Below are 18,034 nucleotides of genomic sequence, written 5' to 3'. Positions count from 1 at the left end.
GTCCGTCGATGCCTCCTCACGACCTATGGTATTATACCCACAATCAAACTTCTCTCGGATCCTTATTAACAATTTCCCTCATAATAGCCAATCTTTGTAGAAATAAGGCGTTTTAGGATTATTGGATGACCCCATCCCGGAGAGCTGAGAGGAAAAATCGAGAGGAACTCGACGGAGAGGATCACAAAATTTTGCTGTAATTAAAGAATGGCAGCCCTGGCGGCCCGGGTCCGGAGACCCGACGCCCGAAAGGAGGGTACAGGGCTTCTTTCGCCAGAAATTGAGCCGCCGATCAAGGGGCTAGTGGCCGTGGCAGCACTTGTGGGTGTGCTTATGATGGTCGGCGTCGTGGACGTGCTCATGGGTGTGGACCTTCCCATCGTGATCGTGGGGATGGGCGTGCTTATCTCCAGTATGGCAACACATTCGATTCTCACCTCCTTGGTTCTTTACTGCACTATATCCTTCTCCTGGCTCCGGCTATAAAATCCTTTTTGTGAATAATATCCAGAAAAAGATCCCATTTTGTGGGGAGAAAAGAGCGATATTTGTAGCCATTATGAGGAACTTCGGAGATATTAATTTTACTTAACCTCGTTAGATCGAATAATGAGTATTAAAAGAGTCCAATTTTTAAGAGATATTAATAGAAACGGTTCTGGCGGCTCCGAGGCTTGGGATCTCGCTCCAGAGCCGCCATCGGGACGGTTGGGACGGAGATCCCCGGACCCGAGCCTCTTTTTCCCGGGCCAGCCCATCGCGCACGCCCCCGGCCGACTTCTCCTAAATGCTGCAATTGATCGCCCTCTGGACATAAACGGCCCCGTCTCCGAGGAGGGGGCTGCTCCAACCGGGCTCGAATAAGCCATCATCACAACGGCGGCCAGGTCGGTAGCAATAAATGTCGCAGACCTAAAAAACGTACCAATGGGCGCGGTTCCGCTGCTCCGCCATCCCTGCAAGAACGCCCCTGGCGGCCGAGGCCGCCTGCTCCCGACCCCCAGCAGCGGAACGGTCCAACGGCCCTTTATACAGATGTAACTATCCGGTCTTCAGTCACCACGCCTGCAAGGAGAAGACCCTCGCCCTCCCCCGCATCTCCACGGCGATCTTGTTCTCCCGCCCCAGCCATCCCAGGGCGCCGTAGACATCCTCCCGCCTGAGGGAGGTGGCCTTCATGATCTCGGTGATGGTGCTCGGCCCGTTCTCGTTCAGGGCGTCCCAGACGAGCCCCGCCTTGGAGCCAAATATCGATTCGACCGTCGTCTCCGTCATCTCACTTCACCCTCCTCTATAGTGCTGGCATCTTTTGAGAGAAATAAGATATATATGTTATCGACCCCAGGATGAACCGATATCGTCAGGGACAAAATCCCAGGTCCTGAGATCGAAGGCTGAGATCGAACGGGGCAACCCTTAAATTCTTTGGGCCGGGTTAAAACCCCTCCGAGCGAAGAAGGCCGTTTCTGGTCAGACGGCAACAGCCTGGTGGGGAAACTTCCATGAGCGACGAAGAATTGGGAGAGAGGGGAGAGAAAGAAGAAAAGGAAGAGATGATCCGAGAGGAGGACGAATTCGGCAACATCATAATCTACCCCGCCTGGTCTAAGAAGAACGCCCCCAAGGAGAGGCAGGATAAGTGGGACGTCCCCATCTACCTGTGAGACGACCGCCCTGGGAGACGACCGCCAGAGGGAGTTCCGCCCTCCCCCGACTTCCCTCCCCGGAGGGCCCTGACGTACTCCTCCCTGGAGACCCTCTTCGCCCTCCTCATGGCATCCTTCTTCTCCTCGCCCCGATCCCCCGGCCAGCCGAGGTTTCCGCAAGCCTTCGAGCTCGTCGCAGAAGTTGCAGAGACCGAGGCCCTTCTCCGGAGCGCAAGAACCGGATGGGGCAGTCAGGAGGGCCCCCAACCCTATCGCATCCGGCGCTAGAGGGCTTACCTCTCCATCCACTCCAGCCCCTCGACGACCTGATTCATCTCCTCCCGATCCGGTGGCCTTTCGAGTCGTAGTTCATCGACCGCTCCCAGCCAGCGGCCCGCCAGACGGCGTCGAAGGCGGGCCTCAGGACCTCCTCGGCGTCGTAGTCGAAGCCCTCGATCATGATCTCGGGGACGAGGAGGGCGTCCCGGTCGATCTCGACCTCCCCGAGGGCGTCGGAGCCCTCGGCCCTGAGGGTGCACCCCTTCACCCCCAGGAGGGTGAGGGTGGTGAAGATGGGAGGCTCGACGCCTAGGAATTCCAGGAACCGGGCGTACCGGGGGAGGGCCTCCAGGAGCGCCTCCTCGTACCGGACGCCCGGAATCTCCCTACCGACGCCTCCGAGGATGACGGAGTCGACGGCCTCGACGATCCCGCTCTCGTAGACCTGGACGTAGGAGCCCCGGTCGTCGTAGGTGAGGAGGCCGTCGAAGTTGTACCGCCAGCCGGAGAAGAGCCCCGTCAGGGGGAGGGGGAGGGCCCCCTTCCCGCTCCTGTACCTCTGTACTATGGAGGAGACGTCGAACCTGGCGGCAGGCTCGAAGGCCCCCAGAGGGATGACGGAGAAGACCATCTTCGGCCCCGGCCCGACGGCCGCCGGAGTCTCCCCCGCGACGACCCTTCCCAGGGCCTCGGCCCGGAAGCTCCTCATCCTCTCGGCGGCGGACCCGGAGAGGGAGAAGGCGGTCCTGATCTCGAAGACGTCGAGGGGATACTTTCCAGCTGAGTTTCGAGAGTAGAACTTGGAGGATCCCTTGGTGATCATGTGGGGGGAGGCCCAGCTCTTGGGGATCCGGACGACGATGACGAAACGTTTCCCCTTCAGGGGGACGGCCCTCATGGATATCCCGGGGATCCGGGGGGCGATCCCCGTCTGGACCATGCTGTCGAGGCGGAGGATCGCCTCGTCGGGGTCGATCCCGGGGAGCCCCGGGATCCTCACGGGGACGCCGTTCTCCTCGGCGACCCCGTAGACGAGGTGGCCCCCGGAGGCGTTGGCAAACGAGGTGACGTCCCGTATAAACTCCCTCTTCTCCAGGTCCGAGGGGCCGGGAAGCCGCCTCTTGTAGTCGATGACCTTGCTCTCCGGGACCTCGTCGTCTAAAAGGGCCCTGATGTCCGACTCCTCCAGGAGGTCGAGGGGCTTATCTTCGAGGGTCATGGCACCATCTTCAAAATATCCTCCGGAGGATTTAGCGGTTGCGGATATAGAGGGGATAGGGATATCGGGAGCTTACGGATATCGACGGGTTGAGGATATCGAGGGGTTGCAGATATCAGAGGGTTAGAATATGGCGGTCGGACGGACCGGGGTCGCCGGAGATGAAGAGATCTCTATTGGATGGGGGCATCCGGCGGGCCGTTTCAGGCTGTTCGTTTCAGGCTGTTTATAGTTCTGAAGCGACGATATACTTTTCAATCTTCAGGACCGTCTCCTATTGACAGGGGATGTCGATATGAAACTTAAGCCGATTTTTGTATTATTGATCATCGCGGCGCTGGCGGGCCTGGTCGCCGCAGACCAGGTGGACGATGCCATAGCGTACCTGAAGGACCCGGAATGGGGGCTGCGGGCCGGAGGGGCAGCGAGCCTCGGAAATCTCGGCGACCCCCGGGCGATCGACCCCCTCATCGAGGCCCTATCCGATGAGGTCTCCATGGTCCGAGTCCATGCAGCAAGCTCTCTAGTCAAGCTCGGCAGGCCCGAATATCTGGACCGGGTGATCCTGGCCCTCGAGGACGAGGACAAATGGGTCCGGGGGTGGGCTGCGACCCATCTTGGGGATATCGGAGATCCGAGGGCCATCGTCCCCCTCAGAGAAGCCCTCCGGGATGAGGACCCGTGGGTCAGGTCGAAGGCCTCCGACGCCCTGGGAAAGATAATTGAAGCTACCGGCGATGACGAAGGGGTTGAAGAAGAAAAAGAAGAGGAAAAAGATGGGGCGTCAGAAGAAGATGACGAGCTATCCCGCCTCTTATACGATCTGGAGCACGGCGATCCAGAGGAGCGGGTGGCCGCCGCCCTCTCTCTGGGAGAGATGGGCGATGCGAGGGCCGTCGGACCCCTCATCGAAGCCCTCAAGGACGTCGAATGGGAGGTCCGCGGGGCTGCGGTGATCGCCCTGGCCGGCATCGGAGACGATAGAGCGGTCGATCCCGTCATCGGCGCTCTTCTGGACGAGGACCCGGCCGTCCGGACTCTGGCGGCTGCCGCCCTGGGAAGGCTCGCTGATCCGAGGGGTTTCGAGCCTCTCACCGACGCCCTCCTGGGAGAGATAGGAGGGGCCGGGGCCGTCGATCACCTTGCCGAGGCCCTCGGAGATGGGAACTGGTCCGTCAGGGCGATGGCGGCAGAGGCCCTGGGAAGGATCGGGGATCCGAGGGCGCTCGGCCCCCTGATAGCCGCTCTAGGAGATGAGAACGCCACCGTCCGGCTGATCGCAGCAGGAGTCCTCGGCGGATCGGGATCACCGGAGGCTATCGATCCTCTCATCGAGGCTCTGAAGGACGGAGAGCCCGCCGTCAGAGCGGCAGCGGTCTACGCCCTCGGCGAGATGGGGGATGATCCGAGAGCCATCGACGGCCTCATCTCATCTCTCAAAGACGACGATCCTGCCCTTCGGATATATGGAGCAATGATCCTCGGGGGCCTGGGAGATGAGAGGGCTGTCAGCCCGCTGATCGATCTTCTAAAAGACGACGAGCCGGAGGTGAGGGCGATGGCGGGGGTCGCCCTCGGGGATATCGGTAGCGAGAAGGCGGCGGGCCCCCTGATAGACCTCCTCGAAGATGAGGCGCCGGAGGTGAGAGCCGGGGCCGCCCAAGCCCTGGCGACCGTCGGGGACGAGAGGGCGACAAGACCACTCATCGAGGCCCTGGGGGACGAGGAAGCGAGCGTCAGGAGCTGGGCGTCCCTCGCCCTCGGCTCCATCGGCGGCCCTGAGGCCGTCGATCCCTTGATCGCCGGACTCGGCGACGAGGATGAAGGGGTGAGGACCGTGGCGGCCGCGGCCCTGGCCGAGATAGGCGGCGATGCCGTCGATCCCCTCATAAAAGCTCTCGAGGAAGAGGACCCATCCGTCCAGATCTGGGCTGCCTGGGCTCTGGGGGAGATCGGCGACCCGAAGGCCGTCGATCCGCTTATAGAGGCTCTGAAGAACGAAGATCAGGCGGTGAGGCTGATGGCCGTCGTCGGACTCGCGGGGTTCGATGACGATAGAAGGGCGGAGCCGCTCATCGCCGCCCTAGCCGATGAGGACGAGGTGGTGAGGTTTGCGGCGGCCGCTGCCCTGGCCGAGATAGGAGACCCGAGGGCAGAAGAGCCCCTGAAGAAGGCGCTGGAGGACGAGGACCCCGATGTCCGCAGGAAGGCGGCGGAGGCGCTCGATAGGCTGGAGGGGGTTTAGGTTTTAAGAGGAAGGCTCTTGGCGGGATGATCGGTGACCTGGATGAAGAGCAACGGGGCGATAGATGAGATGAAGACGAGGATCCACCAGCCGGATTTCGACGTAGGTCAGTTCGAAGGCTTCGTCCTCGGCGGGGACGTCGGAGGGACGAACACCAACATCGCCGTCGCCGGGGTGAGGGAGGGGAAGGCCACCCTCCTCTACTCCGCCCACTTCGAGAGCCGAAGGCTCACCTCCCTCGCACCGGCGATCCGGGAGGCCCTCGATTATGGCCGGGTGAAATACGGGATTGAGGTCGTCCGGGGCGTCGTCGGGGTTGCGGGTCCCGTCACCGACCCCAGAAAGGCGAAGCCTACGAACCTCCCCTGGACGGTGGACGCCGAGGAGATGAGGAGGGAGTTCGGCTTTGAGGAGTTCAGGATAGAGAACGACTTTCAGATCATCGGACGGGGGATCGAATCCCTGAAGGAAACCGACCTCTTCTCTGCGAAGGGGGGCGATCCGGCCTTCGGCGACGGACGGGCGGTGATCGGCGCCGGGACCGGCCTCGGCAAGGCGATCCTGGTCTATGACGGCGAAAAATACAGACCTGTCCCCAGCGAAGGGGGGCACGCGGACTTTCCGATCCAGGATCATTTCGACCTCGACCTCGCCGATTTCATCCGGGGCGGGAGAGATACCCCCGCCAGCTACGAGGACCTCCTCTCGGGGCGGGGGATCGAGGTGATCTACGATTTTCTGAAGGGGAGGCGCGGTCGGACGGATCTGACCGCCGAGATCGAGGAGGCCGAGGATAAGGCCGCCGCCATCTCAAAGCAGAGAAAGACAGACCCCCTATGCCGCGAGACCTTCGCCGTCTACGCGAGGTGCTTCGGCAGGTGCGCCAAGAACTTCGTCCTGGAGGCGGTCGCCACCGGCGGCCTCTACATCGCCGGGGGGATCGCCGCCAAAAATAGAGAGGTCTTCGCGTCGACAGAGTTCTCCACCGAGTTTCTGAACGCCGAGAAGCAGCGCCACCTTCTGGAGAGGACTCCGGTTAGTGTCATCACAAACTATGACGTGAGCCTCTATGGGGCCTGCAACGCTGCTGTTCACCCATCTGATTGATTTTTCGGTCGATCTCAATTCTGGTCCCAGGCTCTTCAGGCCACCCCCTTGCACAGCTCCCCCCGCTCCAGGTCCTCTCTGAAGTAGTCCCGGGGGGTCTTGAGGCCCAGGAGGAGGCCGAGCTTCCTTTTGGCGTAGAAGGGGACGAGCCGTAGCGTCTCCCTCAGGAACCACTTCGGGTAGACCCTCTTGATCTTGTTGTACCGAAACCACGAGAGGTCGTAGTACTTCGCGTTCATCTCCCACGTGATGTACTGGACTTCTTCGGCGGTGAGATATTTTGTATTCAGGTTGGCGTGGAGGCCGTCGTAGAACCGGTAGTCGTCGCAGGCGATGAGCCCCATCTCCTTTAGTTCTTCTCGCATCTCCGTCTTGGGGTAGGGGGTGTTGATGTAGAAGATCGGTATGTCCACTTTGAGCTTTCGAGCCAGCTCGAAGTTCGACCAGAGGTCCTCGGCGTCGTCCTCGGGGTTTCCTCCGATCAGCCCCGCAGAGACGATGATCTCGTTATCGTGCATGTACTCGATCGCCTTATCGGCGTTGTCGGACATCTTCCCCTTCCCCAAAAACCGCAGGTTATCGCGGCTGGTGTTCTCGATCCCCAGAAATACCCCGTCAAAGCCGGAGGCGGCCATCTTCTGGACGAGCCTCCGGCTCGACCCGATCCCCCGGGCCGAGGCCTGGACCTTGTACTTGAGGTGGGAGAGGCCGGCCTCGACGATGGCGTCGCAGAGCCGCTCCATCCTTTTGACGTCCAGGGTCATGTTGTCGTCGGGAAAGAAGATCGACCTCGCCCCGTGGGCCTCGGCATCCCGGATGTCGTCCAGGATTCGATCGAAGGGGTACCTGCGGAAGGATCGGCCGTACATCTGCTGGATGGAGCAGAACTTGCAGCCGTTGGTGCACCCCCGGCTCGTCTCGACGGAGTCGATTGGTATGCCGAAGCTCTGAAATCCCTTGGTGATCAGCCGACAGTCGCGGTTGGGTAGCTCAATATCCGAGACATCCAGAACGGGGCGGGGGGGGTTATGGACCATCTTATCCCCTCCCCAGTACGAGAGGCCCCGGACGCCGGCGAGGTCGCGGCCGTCGTCGATGGCTTCGATCAACTCCCGGAAGGTCGCCTCCCCCTCTCCCCGGACGATGTAGTCGGAAAGGCGCCCCTCGGGGCTCTCGCCGATTTCGTCGTAGTTTAGGGTCGGGTGGTAGCCGCCGAAGACCGTCGCAGCGCCGCTCTCCTTCGCCATTTTGGCCAGGGGGAGGACGGCGTGGTACTGAAAGCTCATGCAGCTTAAGCCGACGAGGTCGTAGCCGTTCCTCAAGATCCCTTCGAGATACTCCCTCGGCCTCTTCACTCCGTGGAGGTCGGCGACGTCGACGGTGCAGAGGTCGTCGACGTTTCCGGCGATGGAGACGAGGCCGTAGTTCGGGATCCGCGCGATCCGGTCGAAGTCGGGCTGGACGACCGGCGAGGAGAGCAGTAGTACCTTCATGTTACCGTCTCGCCTCCGGCTCCAAGAACCACGGCTTCTCGGGGTGGAAGTCGAACCGGTTCGCCCGGGAGACGTAGGATGCGACCTCCTTCATCCCGTCGATCCCGGCGTACCGGTAGGCGTTCGCCCAGACCCGATAGCTGGTCCGCAGGGGCGTCAGCCGGTTGTAGACGCGCTTTAGGGACCAGCTGAGGATCTCCTCCATCTCCTTTGGCGGTATGTTCGGATGGTTCCAGACGAGGTGCTTCATGTCGAACTTGTGCCAGTCCTCCTCGAAGATCCCAAACTGTTCGTCGAGCTCGTCCCAGAGCTTCGTCTGGGGAAGTGGCGTCATGATGCAGATCTGGGTTATGTCGAGCTTGAGGCTCGCGAGGTCGGCGATGTCCTTTCGAAGGGACTCCTTTGTGTCGTCGGGAAACCCGATCATGTAGTAGCCCACCGTTCCCAGACCATACTTCTGGAGGAGCCTCACCGTCTCCAGGACGTCCTCGGTCCCCTCCTTCTTGTTGATGTCGTCGAGCTTCTCCTGGTGGAGGTTCTCGATCCCGATGGCAGCCCCCGCAAACCCCTTCACCATCCGGGGCTTTCTCCCCGTAGCCGGGTCGGGCTTCGCCCTCATCTCGACCCATTCGGGTATTTTCTTCCTCAGATAGTCGGCCCGGGCCATGCACCCCCAGACCATCCCGTACTCGTCGAGGAGGTCGACGACCCGGTCGGCGTGGCGGCGGTTGGCTCCGAAGTTCTCGTCCTCGATCAGGACGACGTTGATCTCATGCTCCTTGTAGTAGGAGATGACCCGCTCCAGGCTCTCCAGGGGGACGGGATGGGGCCTGTTGCAGAACTTGGGGGTCTGGCAGAACTTGCAGCCGACGCCGCAGCCCCTCGTCGTGAACATGATCCCGTAGATGTTCAGCTTCTTCTTGAAGGGGGTTGCCAGGTACTCGATCAGCGGCGGATGCAAGACCTGATTCTGCTCGATCTTGCGGCCGAAGTAGGGGGCGACCGCCCCCTCGGCGTACCCCTCGAAGATCCGGTCGAATTTGTCCTGAATTTGGGGCGTCAAAGCGCCGTAGTTTCCTGCCCAGAGCTCGCCGGCCTTCCCCGAGGCCCGGGCCGCCTCGACCATCTCCAAGATCTCGCACGTCTCGTTCAAGTAGAAGGAGAAGCCGACGACGTCCCAGCCCTCGGCGAGCCGCTTCTTATAATCCTCGAAGGTCGGGTACTCCAAAATCTCGATCTCGGGGATGTTCTGCTTGAGGAAGCGCAGGCCGAAGGACTGGATCCGAGGCCAGCTGAACCGAAACCACTTCGACCGGGCGTTGGAGCCTATGTAGTCGTAGGGCTCCGGGTCGTTCTTGTAAACGGTGGTGAAGAGGACCTTGGGGGGCATACTCGCCAATGCCAGCCGATCGAAGATTAAGGTTACGACTCCGGTCCAGACCTCGCCAGATGATCCGAGGGCCCAAGGCCTACGCAAACCTATAAACCCCCCCCACCCTCATCACCTCCCATGGACGCTCCAGCCATCGCCGCTCGCGGCCTGACGATGCGGTTCAACGGCTTTCTCGCCGTCGACGACGTCGACCTCGAAATCGAGCGGGGCGAGCTCTTCGGCCTCCTCGGCCCCAACGGCGCGGGAAAGAGCACTATCATCAAGATCCTGACGACGATGCTGCGCCCCTCGGCCGGGTCGGCTGCCGTCTGGGGCTACGACATAAAAAGAGAGAGGGACGCCGTCAGAAGCTCCATCGGCGTCGTCTTCCAGGACCCGTCCGTGGACAGCCAGCTCTCCGGCCGCGAGAACCTGGACTTTCACGGCCGGATGTACGGGATGGACCGAAAGACCCGGGCCGATAGGATCGCCGAGGTCCTGGAGCTCGTCGACCTGAACGATAAGGCCGATGTGCTGATGGAGGACTACTCCGGGGGGATGCAGAGGAGGCTGGAGATCGCCCGGGGTCTGATGCACCACCCTTCCGTCCTCTTTTTGGACGAGCCGACATTGGGCCTCGACGCCCAGACCAGGAGGTACATCTGGCGCTACATCGAGCGGATGAACGAGGAGGAGGGGGTGACCGTCGTCCTGACGACCCATTATATGGAGGAGGCGGACCACCTCTGCGAGAGGGTCGCCATCATCGACCGGGGGAGGATCGTAGCGTTGGACAGCCCGGAGAGGCTCAAAGACCTCATCGGCGCGGACATCGTCAACCTGGAGGTGGACGACTCCGTCACCGACGAGCAGGTCGGAGCCTTATCGGATCTCGAAGGGGTTGAGGCCGTGGACCGGGCGGGCTCGACCCTGCGGCTCAGCGTCGACAGGTCCGAGGCCCGGATCCCCGAGATCGTCCTCGCCGCCAGCCGGGCCGGGCTTCTGATCCGGTCGGTCACCATGCACGAGCCGACCCTGGAGGACGTCTTCCTCAAGTTCACCGGCAAAAAGATCCGGGAGGCGGAGTCGGCCGGCGCCGGTCGGATGGTGGCGGTCCAGAGCAGGATGAGGACGAGGAGGCACTGATAACTTGAGGGCGCTGAAGAGGGGGGAGGAGGAGCTGATGATGAAGAGGAGGAGCTGATGAGGAGGACGTCCTGATATGATCTCGCTGAACATCTACGCCATCTACAGCCTGTGGCTGCGGGAGATGATCCGCTTCTTCAGGCTCAAGAGCCGGGTCTTCGGCTCCCTGGCCCCGCCCTTCTTCTTCCTCGCCTTCCTCGGCTTCGGCTTCCGGTCGGCGGCAATGCCTGCGATCCCCGAGGGCGTAGACTACATCAGCTTCCTCGCCCCCGGGATAATAGGGATGACGCTCCTCTTCTCCTCCACCTTCGGGGGGCTCTCGATGCTCTGGGACCGGGAGTTCGGCTTCCTCCGGGAGATCATGGTCGCCCCGGTATCCAGGCTCTCCATCGTCATCGGGAGGACCGCGGGCGGCGTCACCACCGCCGTTTTGCAGGGGCTCATAATCCTCGTCCCCGGCGTCGCCATGGGCCTGGAGATCTCCGGCCTTCCGGGCCTTCTCCTCGCCCTCGTCTTCATGGTCCTCATCGCCACCACCTTCAACAGCCTCGGCCTCGCCTTCGCCTCCAGGATGAAGGACATGTCCGGCTTCTCATTGATCATGAACTTCATGGTCTTCCCGCTCTTCCTCCTCTCCGGCGCCCTGTTTCCGATATCAAACCTCCCTCCGTGGCTTCGGACCCTCTCCTACCTCGACCCCCTCACCTACGGCGTCGACGGCCTCCGGGGGTCCCTCGTCGGCGCGAGCTCCTTTTCCCTCGCCTTCGACCTCGCGATCCTGACGGCGTGCAGCATAGCGGCCCTGGGGCTCGGAGCCTACCTATTCGAGAGGAGCGACGTGGAGTGACGGCGGCCACGCCCCTTCCGCGGGGAGGGCAGACCCGCCGCCATCCTGGAAAACCATTTAACCCGGGCGGCTGAGGGGGGGGCATGCTCTCCGTCCTCCTATGGGGACTGATCTTCGTCGGGAGCCTCGCCGTCCTGGTGAAGGCCTCGGACGTCTTCACCGACTCCGCCGAGAGGATCGGCGTCGGCTTCGGCATATCCCCCTTCATCATCGGGGTGACGATAGTCGCCGTGGGGACCTCGACCCCGGAGCTCGTCTCTTCGGTCCTGGCGGTTATCAAGGGCTCCCCGGAGATCGTGGCCGGGAACGTCATGGGCTCGAACGTGACGAACATATTCCTCATCCTGGGGATCTCCGCCATCGTCGGAAAGAAGATGGTGACGAGCTACGAGCTCGCCAACGTCGATCTTCCCCTCTTCGTCGGCTCGGCGCTCCTCCTCTCCCTGATGGTCGGCGACGGCGCCTTCACCCTCCCCGAGGCGCTGCTCTGCCTCGCCTGTCTCCTCGTTTACCTCCTCTACGCCGTCAGCGTCGAGAGGGTGGCGGAGGAGGCGAGGGATAGGACGATGGAGGAGCTGGAGGCCGCAGGGGTGGGCCACCCCAAGAAGAGAAGGCTCGATCCCCGGGTCTACCTGAAGCTATTCCTAAGCGTCGTCTTCCTCTACATAGGGGCGAACTACACCGTCGTATCGGTGGTGAAGCTCTCGGAGATCGTCGGGATCGGGACCGAGATCATCGCCGCCAGCGCCGTCGCCCTGGGGACCTCCCTCCCGGAGCTGGTGGTGAGCGTCAAGGCCGCCGCCATGAACAAGCCGGAGCTGGCCATCGGAAACATCATCGGCTCGAACATCTTCAACGCCCTGGGGATCATGGGGATCTCGGCGCTCTTCGGGACGGTGGTGATCCCCGAGACGATAACAGCCTTCGTCATGCCGATGATGATCGTCGCCACCCTCCTCTACTTCGTCGTGATATGGGAGAAGGAGATGACCCACTGGGAGGGTTGGATGCTGGTGATATTCTACGCCTTCTTCCTGGGGAAGCTCTTCGCCCTCTTCTGACCCCAGGATCGATAGACGGGATAAAATATTTAATGGTTTGAAGAAAGAGATCCTCCCATGCTCAAGAGGTTCCTCCCCCTCCTCCTCATAACCGCCCTGGCGGCAGCCCTGGGAGCCCTCCATCACCTCCATCCTAACCCCCTCCTCCAGAAGGCCTTCCTCACCGCCGTCGCCGTCGGCCTGATCCACATCCTCTTCAAACATCTCTTCGAGGATCTCCTCATCGGGAGGATAACCGCCTCCAAGACCAGGTACTCCTTCAGAAAGACCGTCTCGATAATTTACCTGGTGGTCCTCGCCGCCGTCGTATTGAACATCTGGATCGAGACGACCCAGAGCCTCCTCGTCTCCTACGGGATCATCGCCGCTGGCCTCGCCGTCGCCCTCCAGGACATATTCAAGAACTTCTTCGGAGGGGTGGTCATCTTCGTCACCGGGATATACCGGGTCGGAGACAGGGTCGAGATGGACTCCAGGATGGGGGACGTCATCGACATAGACGTCCTATACACCACCCTCATGGAGATGGGAGAGTGGATGTCGGGTGACCAGGCCACCGGGAGGCTTACAATGATCCCAAACGGCTACGTCCTCTCGGGTTTGGTCAACAACTACACCAAAGACCACCCCTTCCTCTGGGACGAGATCAGCATCCCCATAACCTACGACAGCGACTGGAGGGAGGCGGTGACGACGATCCTCTCCGTCGTCAGGAGGGAGACTGATGACGTCGGCAGAGAAGCGGAGACGAGCATCTCTAGCCTCGAAGAGAAGTATTATCTCCCAAGGAAGGTGACGGAGCCGGCCGTATTCGTAACCATGACAGACAACTGGATCAACTTCAATATAAGATACGTGACGGTGGTGAGGGAGAGGAGGATGACCAAGGACCGCTTGAGCCGGAGGATCCTCGAACAGATCGAGGGCTCTGAAAATATAAAGCTCGCCTCCACCACCATAGACATCGTCGGATTTCCCGAGATCAGGCTTCGTGATCACGATGACCGGATTTAAGGCGAGGAGGGGAGATGGCCCGGGGCTTCAGGATAAGAACAAATAAGGTGGGCCTTCCGCCGGGAACCGTGGTCCACGTCGGGGAGGAGAGGACCGGGCCCGTCCGGATCACCGTCATCGACTACGACCAGGACCACCTCCGGGAGTTCTGCCCCACCTCCCTCGATATGCTGGCCGAGTTCAGGTCGAGCCCCACCGTCACCTGGATAAAGGTCGTTGGGGTCCACACCCCTGAGGTGATAGAGGAGATAGGCCGCTCCTTTGAGATCCACCCCCTCGTCCTGGAGGACATCGTCCACACCGACCAGAGGCCGAAGATGGAGGACTACGACGATCGGGTCTTCATCGTTCTGAGGCTCCTATCGAGGGTCGAGGGCGAGGGCGGCCGGGGGGAGATCAGGTCGGAGCAGCTGAGCCTGATCGTCGGCCGGGGGCTTCTCATATCCTTCCAGGAGACGGATATGGACGTCTTCGAGCCCGCCCGAGACCGGATCAGGAAGTCGAAGGGTAAGATCAGGAGGCTGGGGGCGGACTATCTCGCCTACTCCCTGATCGACGCCGTCGTCGACAGCTACTTCTTGATCCTGGAGGAGGTGGGGGAGGAGCTGGAGGTCCTGGAGGAGGAGCTCCTCGGAGGCCCCACCCCGGAGGCCGCCCAGGAGATCCACAGGTTGAAGCGGGATATGATATTTCTCAGGAGGTCGATCTGGCCCCTTCGGGAGGTGATAAGCCGCCTCTCCCGGGGCGAGTCGGAGATCTTCACCGAGCCGACGGAGATCTACCTCCGGGACGTCTACGACCACACCGTCCAGGCGATCGAGGCGATCGAGACCTTCCGGGAGGTCCTCTCGGGGATGCTGGAGATATATCTTTCCAGCATCAGCAACCGGATGAACGAGGTGATGAAGGTCCTGACGATCATCGCCACCATCTTCATACCCCTCACCTTCGTCGCCGGGATCTACGGGATGAACTTCGACTACATGCCCGAGCTCCGCTGGCAGTGGGGCTATCCGGCGGTCCTCCTCTTCATGCTCATATCCGGGGTGATCATGCTCCTCTACTTCAGGAGGAGGAGATGGATCTGATCATCCGGCTCAGAGGGCCGATCCTCCCGGAGAGATCCGGGGCTCGTCTCCTCAAAGGGGTGGGATGGGTGAGACGGTGATACTCCGATGGATAGAGATGGTCATCCCCGAGAAGGAGAGGCCGGGGCTGGAGAGGGTCCTGACGAGGGGCGGCCTTGAGATCATGGGGATATGGATCGAGCCGGTCCTGGGGATCTGGGAGAGGCCGGTGATGGGCGTCTGGATGAGGAGCTTCGACGAGAGGATGATCCTGGTCAGGATCCTCGTCCCGGCGGAGAACTCCGAGGCGGTCATCAACATGCTGGATGCGCGGTTCAGGAGGAACGATGGCTACAGGATGGTCGTCCTCCCGGTGACGGCATCCCTCCCCCGGCCCCCGATCGACGAGGCGGAGAGGAGAGAGCCCGCCCCCAAAGAGAAGAACAAGAAGGGAAGCCAGCGGATCGGAAGGGAGGAGCTCTACGCTGAGGTCGCCTCGGTGGGGGTCTCCCGGGTCTACGTCTTCATGGTAATCCTATCCTCCATCGTCGCCGCCTTCGGCGTTTTGAAGAACAACGTCGCCGTGATCATCGGGGCCATGGTCATCGCCCCCCTCCTCCTCCCGAACGTATCCTTCTCCCTGGCGACGATCCTGGGGGACCGGGGGCTCGCCGTCAGGGCTCTAAAGGCGAACGTGGTGGGGGTGGGAACCGCCATCGCCTTCTCCTACCTCCTCGGCACCTTCCTCCCCGTCGACCCGGAGATCCCGGAGATCGCCTCCAGGACCGGGGTGGGGCTCGGCGAGGTCGCCCTAGCCCTCGCCTCGGGGAGCGCTGGGGCCCTCGCCTTCACCACGGGGGTCTCCGCCACCCTCATCGGGGTGATGGTCGCCGTAGCCCTCCTCCCGCCCCTCGTCGCCTTCGGCCTTCTGATGGGCTCGGGGCACGAGAGCCTCGCCTGGGGGGCGATGCTCCTCTTCATCGCGAACTTCATCTCCGTCAACCTCTCGGGGGTGGCCACCTTCCTGGCCCAGGGGATAAGGCCCTCGAAATGGTCCGAGGCGCGGAGGGCGAAGAGGGCCTCGATCGTGGCGATGGTCCTCTGGCTCATTATGCTGGCAGCCCTATTGATCATAATCCTGCGGCAAGAGAACATCTCGATATGAAGAACTCGAAAGCAGCTCTAGGTCCGTAATCCTAATACTTGAGGCGGATGCTATGGACATTTCTATGCGTGGTGATCCGGATGGCTGAAACAGCGGCTAGATCTTCCAATAACCTAGAGTCCGAGAACAGACGCCATGCATCGACCGTGAGGAGGTTAACCCTCATCGGCGTCGTGATAAACCTGGCCCTCACGTTCATGGAGTTTGTGGCGGGGATAGTCGGAAACAGCCAGGCGGTGGTGGCGGACGCAGTCCACAGCCTCTCCGACACCGTCACGGGCGTTGCGGTCCTCGTGGGGGTGAGGTTCTGGTCGAGGCCGCCGGACGAATGCCATCCTCACGGCCATCGGAGGATCGAGTTTCTGGTGACCATATTCATCGGCCTCATCCTGGCAGCCGTCGCCCTGGGGATCGGCTACAACGCCCTCGCAACCCTCCATGATCCTCAACGAAAACCCCCCGGAGCCGTCGCCTTCTTCGCCGCAGTCGTGATGATCTTCACAAAGGAGTTCCTATACCAATGGACCATCTCGGTGGGAAAAGAGATAAGATCGCCGGCCCTAATCGCCAGCGCCTGGCACCATCGATCCGACGCCCTCAGCTCCATACCAGCGGCAGCAGCCGTCGCCGGGGCGGCCATCGTACCAGGCCTCTCCTTCCTCGACCACCTGGGGGCGATCGTCATCTCTGCCTTCATCCTCCAGGTAGCCTGGAAGATCATCCGGCCATCTTTGGAGCAGCTCGTCGACCTCGGGGCACCCGAGGAGATCCGTCGCGGGATCGAGCAGCTGGCGAGCGCCACCCCCGGAGTCGAGGAGGTCCACGCCATCAGGACCCGGCACATCGGCTCCGGGATCGAGGTAGACCTCCACGTCCTGGTAGACCCGAGGCTCACCGTCGAGGAGGGGCACGAGATCTCCGAGGAGGTGAAGCGGAGGCTCATCGAGTACGTCTCCGACGTGGTCGACGTCGTCGTCCATCTGGAGCCCTACGGCGATGAGAAGGAGGGGCGAGGCCGGGTATGAGACCCCGCCCCGTGCCCGGCGGCGCGGCGGCGGGGTGGGGCCGCCGGAGGGGCTGAGAGCTAGACGGGACCAGAAGGCCCTGATGGAGAAAATGGAGATTAATACCGATTTTAAGGATGAATAAAACCTTTAATTCGTATTCTAGAAGAATTTGAACAATTTAATGAAGTTTGAACGATATCTGAACGGTTATAGTCCGGATTGGTTCGGCTCTAATTATTACCATCGTTCAGGCCTCAGGGGGGTTGTCGAGGAGGGCGGCGCCGGTGCTTCGGCAGAGCCGTCCTCGACTAGTGAGGTATGAATGATGAGAACAACTGGACTTTTGATAACCCTGGCGGTGGCCACCCTCATCGCGGTCCCCGCCTTCTCGATGCCCTGGGAGAAGGGTCCCGGGCGGCACGGCGGGTTCGATGGGATGAACCTGACCGAAGAGGAGATGGAGAATATGACCCTGGGAGAGCTGAGGGCCCATAGACAGGAGATGAATGTGGCCCAGTGTCCCCGAGAGGGCGAGACCGGCGACTCTCCCATGTACCAGCGGAGCAGGAGCCCGGGTCCAATGGACCGGTGCGCCATGACCCAGGGGCCCGGCGCCAGGGGACCGATGGACCGGTGCTTCGGATGTCCGTCTATTCTGATGATGGACCTGACCGATGAGGAGATCAAGAATATGACCCTCGCCGAGCTCTCGGATCTGAGGGCGGAGAAGATGGCCGAGCTCGGGAACATGACCTCCGAGGAGATCGAGGCCCTCTGGCAGGAGAAGAGGCTCGAGATGGAGAATATGACCCTCGCGGAGCTGAGGGAGAGCCGGCAAGACCGTCCCTTCCTCGGCTTTGGAGCCTGCCTCCTCGCCACCGATATCACCCTGGAAGAGCTGGAGGGGATGACCCTCGCTGAGATCGAGGCTCTCCGGGAGGAGAAGATCGGCGAGCTTGAGAAGATGACGATCGGCGAGCTCGAGGAGCTGAACGAGGCGAGGAGGACGGAGATGGAGAATATGACCCTCGCGGAGCTTTCGGAGCAGAGGGAGGTCTGCAGCATCCTGGGCCTCGGCCCCGACGGGATGAGGAGAGGTCAGGGCTGCCAGGGCGAGCGGTTCGGGATGGGATCTCCCGGCATGAGGCAGGGATACCCTGAGTGCCAGTTCGGAACGAGAGCCTCGGGGATGGAAGATCAGGGTAGGGGAGTCTTTGGAGGCCGGATGAAGAAGGCCGGATTCCCGGGTGAGGAGTAGCCCGGGAGATTCTGGGGGAAAGTTCCAAGATATCCATATCGGAATCGGGTTGGGGGGCCTTGGGCGCTGGGGCCCAGGGCCCGACCACCCAACCCCGAATTCCGGGCC

General features: G+C 61.7%; 16 protein-coding genes. 11 read left to right on the top strand and 5 right to left on the bottom strand.

What is annotated here, in order from left to right; translation table 11 throughout:
* Positions 1–300: 300 nt before the first annotated feature.
* Together MHAR_RS14050 and MHAR_RS04655 are read right to left on the bottom strand one after the other, a co-directional pair.
* A complete protein-coding gene (locus tag MHAR_RS14050) occupies positions 301–426 on the bottom strand; it encodes a hypothetical protein (RefSeq protein ID WP_266335544.1) in 126 nt (41 codons plus the stop codon).
* Between the two features lie 630 nt (positions 427–1,056).
* The gene (locus tag MHAR_RS04655; RefSeq protein WP_014586457.1) at positions 1,057–1,275 is read right to left on the bottom strand and encodes a winged helix-turn-helix domain-containing protein; all 219 of its coding nucleotides are present in this window, start codon (positions 1,273–1,275) and stop codon (positions 1,057–1,059) included.
* 227 nt (positions 1,276–1,502) lie between these two features.
* On the opposite strand from MHAR_RS04655, the gene MHAR_RS13655 reads away from it, so the two are divergent.
* Positions 1,503–1,664 carry a hypothetical protein gene (locus tag MHAR_RS13655; protein ID WP_014586456.1) on the top strand — a complete coding sequence of 54 codons (162 nt, stop codon included), beginning with the start codon at positions 1,503–1,505 and terminating at the stop codon, positions 1,662–1,664.
* A 313-nt stretch (positions 1,665–1,977) separates the two neighbouring features.
* Here MHAR_RS13655 and MHAR_RS04650 read toward each other — a convergent pair whose 3' ends face one another.
* Positions 1,978–3,144, bottom strand: coding sequence for an AlbA family DNA-binding domain-containing protein (locus tag MHAR_RS04650; RefSeq protein ID WP_014586455.1), 1,167 nt, complete (start codon positions 3,142–3,144; stop codon positions 1,978–1,980).
* Between the two features lie 295 nt (positions 3,145–3,439).
* On the opposite strand from MHAR_RS04650, the gene MHAR_RS12415 reads away from it, so the two are divergent.
* Both MHAR_RS12415 and MHAR_RS04640 read left to right on the top strand, forming a co-directional pair.
* Positions 3,440–5,389 carry a HEAT repeat domain-containing protein gene (locus MHAR_RS12415; RefSeq protein WP_014586454.1) on the top strand — a complete coding sequence of 650 codons (1,950 nt, stop codon included), beginning with the start codon at positions 3,440–3,442 and terminating at the stop codon, positions 5,387–5,389.
* A 42-nt stretch (positions 5,390–5,431) separates the two neighbouring features.
* Positions 5,432–6,496: a glucokinase gene (locus MHAR_RS04640; protein ID WP_048144367.1), complete on the top strand. Its 1,065-nt coding sequence runs from the start codon at positions 5,432–5,434 to the stop codon at positions 6,494–6,496.
* 35 nt (positions 6,497–6,531) lie between these two features.
* Here MHAR_RS04640 and MHAR_RS04635 read toward each other — a convergent pair whose 3' ends face one another.
* Complete coding sequence (locus MHAR_RS04635) at positions 6,532–7,989, bottom strand: B12-binding domain-containing radical SAM protein (RefSeq protein WP_014586452.1); 1,458 nt, start codon at positions 7,987–7,989, stop codon at positions 6,532–6,534.
* Between the two features lies 1 nt (position 7,990).
* Complete coding sequence (locus MHAR_RS04630) at positions 7,991–9,379, bottom strand: B12-binding domain-containing radical SAM protein (protein WP_014586451.1); 1,389 nt, start codon at positions 9,377–9,379, stop codon at positions 7,991–7,993.
* A gap of 120 nt (positions 9,380–9,499) precedes the next feature.
* Here MHAR_RS04630 and MHAR_RS04625 point away from each other — a divergent pair, with 120 nt between their 5' ends.
* The 8 genes from MHAR_RS04625 (at position 9,500) to MHAR_RS04590 (ending at position 17,926) form a co-directional block, all read left to right on the top strand.
* Positions 9,500–10,507 (top strand): ATP-binding cassette domain-containing protein, encoded by a 1,008-nt coding sequence (locus MHAR_RS04625; protein WP_014586450.1) that lies wholly within the window; start codon positions 9,500–9,502, stop codon positions 10,505–10,507.
* Positions 10,508–10,583: 76 nt separating this feature from the next.
* Positions 10,584–11,354, top strand: coding sequence for an ABC transporter permease (locus tag MHAR_RS04620; RefSeq protein ID WP_014586449.1), 771 nt, complete (start codon positions 10,584–10,586; stop codon positions 11,352–11,354).
* Between the two features lie 83 nt (positions 11,355–11,437).
* Positions 11,438–12,415 carry a calcium/sodium antiporter gene (locus MHAR_RS04615; RefSeq protein ID WP_014586448.1) on the top strand — a complete coding sequence of 326 codons (978 nt, stop codon included), beginning with the start codon at positions 11,438–11,440 and terminating at the stop codon, positions 12,413–12,415.
* Between the two features lie 57 nt (positions 12,416–12,472).
* Entirely contained in the window at positions 12,473–13,429 is a 957-nt protein-coding gene (locus MHAR_RS04610; RefSeq protein ID WP_014586447.1) for a mechanosensitive ion channel family protein, read from the top strand.
* Positions 13,430–13,443: 14 nt separating this feature from the next.
* Positions 13,444–14,517, top strand: coding sequence for a magnesium/cobalt transporter CorA (corA, locus tag MHAR_RS04605; protein ID WP_014586446.1), 1,074 nt, complete (start codon positions 13,444–13,446; stop codon positions 14,515–14,517).
* A 76-nt stretch (positions 14,518–14,593) separates the two neighbouring features.
* Positions 14,594–15,661 (top strand): TIGR00341 family protein, encoded by a 1,068-nt coding sequence (locus MHAR_RS04600; protein ID WP_014586445.1) that lies wholly within the window; start codon positions 14,594–14,596, stop codon positions 15,659–15,661.
* Positions 15,662–15,807: 146 nt separating this feature from the next.
* On the top strand, positions 15,808–16,686 hold the full coding sequence (locus MHAR_RS04595) for a cation diffusion facilitator family transporter (RefSeq protein WP_052300985.1): 879 nt from the start codon (positions 15,808–15,810) through the stop codon (positions 16,684–16,686).
* Positions 16,687–16,990: 304 nt separating this feature from the next.
* Positions 16,991–17,926: a hypothetical protein gene (locus MHAR_RS04590; protein WP_014586443.1), complete on the top strand. Its 936-nt coding sequence runs from the start codon at positions 16,991–16,993 to the stop codon at positions 17,924–17,926.
* Positions 17,927–18,034: the final 108 nt, after the last annotated feature.

The organism is Methanothrix harundinacea 6Ac, assembly GCF_000235565.1.
GTDB classification, from domain to species: Archaea; Halobacteriota; Methanosarcinia; order Methanotrichales; family Methanotrichaceae; genus Methanocrinis; species Methanocrinis harundinaceus.
The sequence above is the reverse complement of the archived record's forward strand: the minus strand, read 5'-3'. Positions and strand labels throughout refer to the sequence as shown.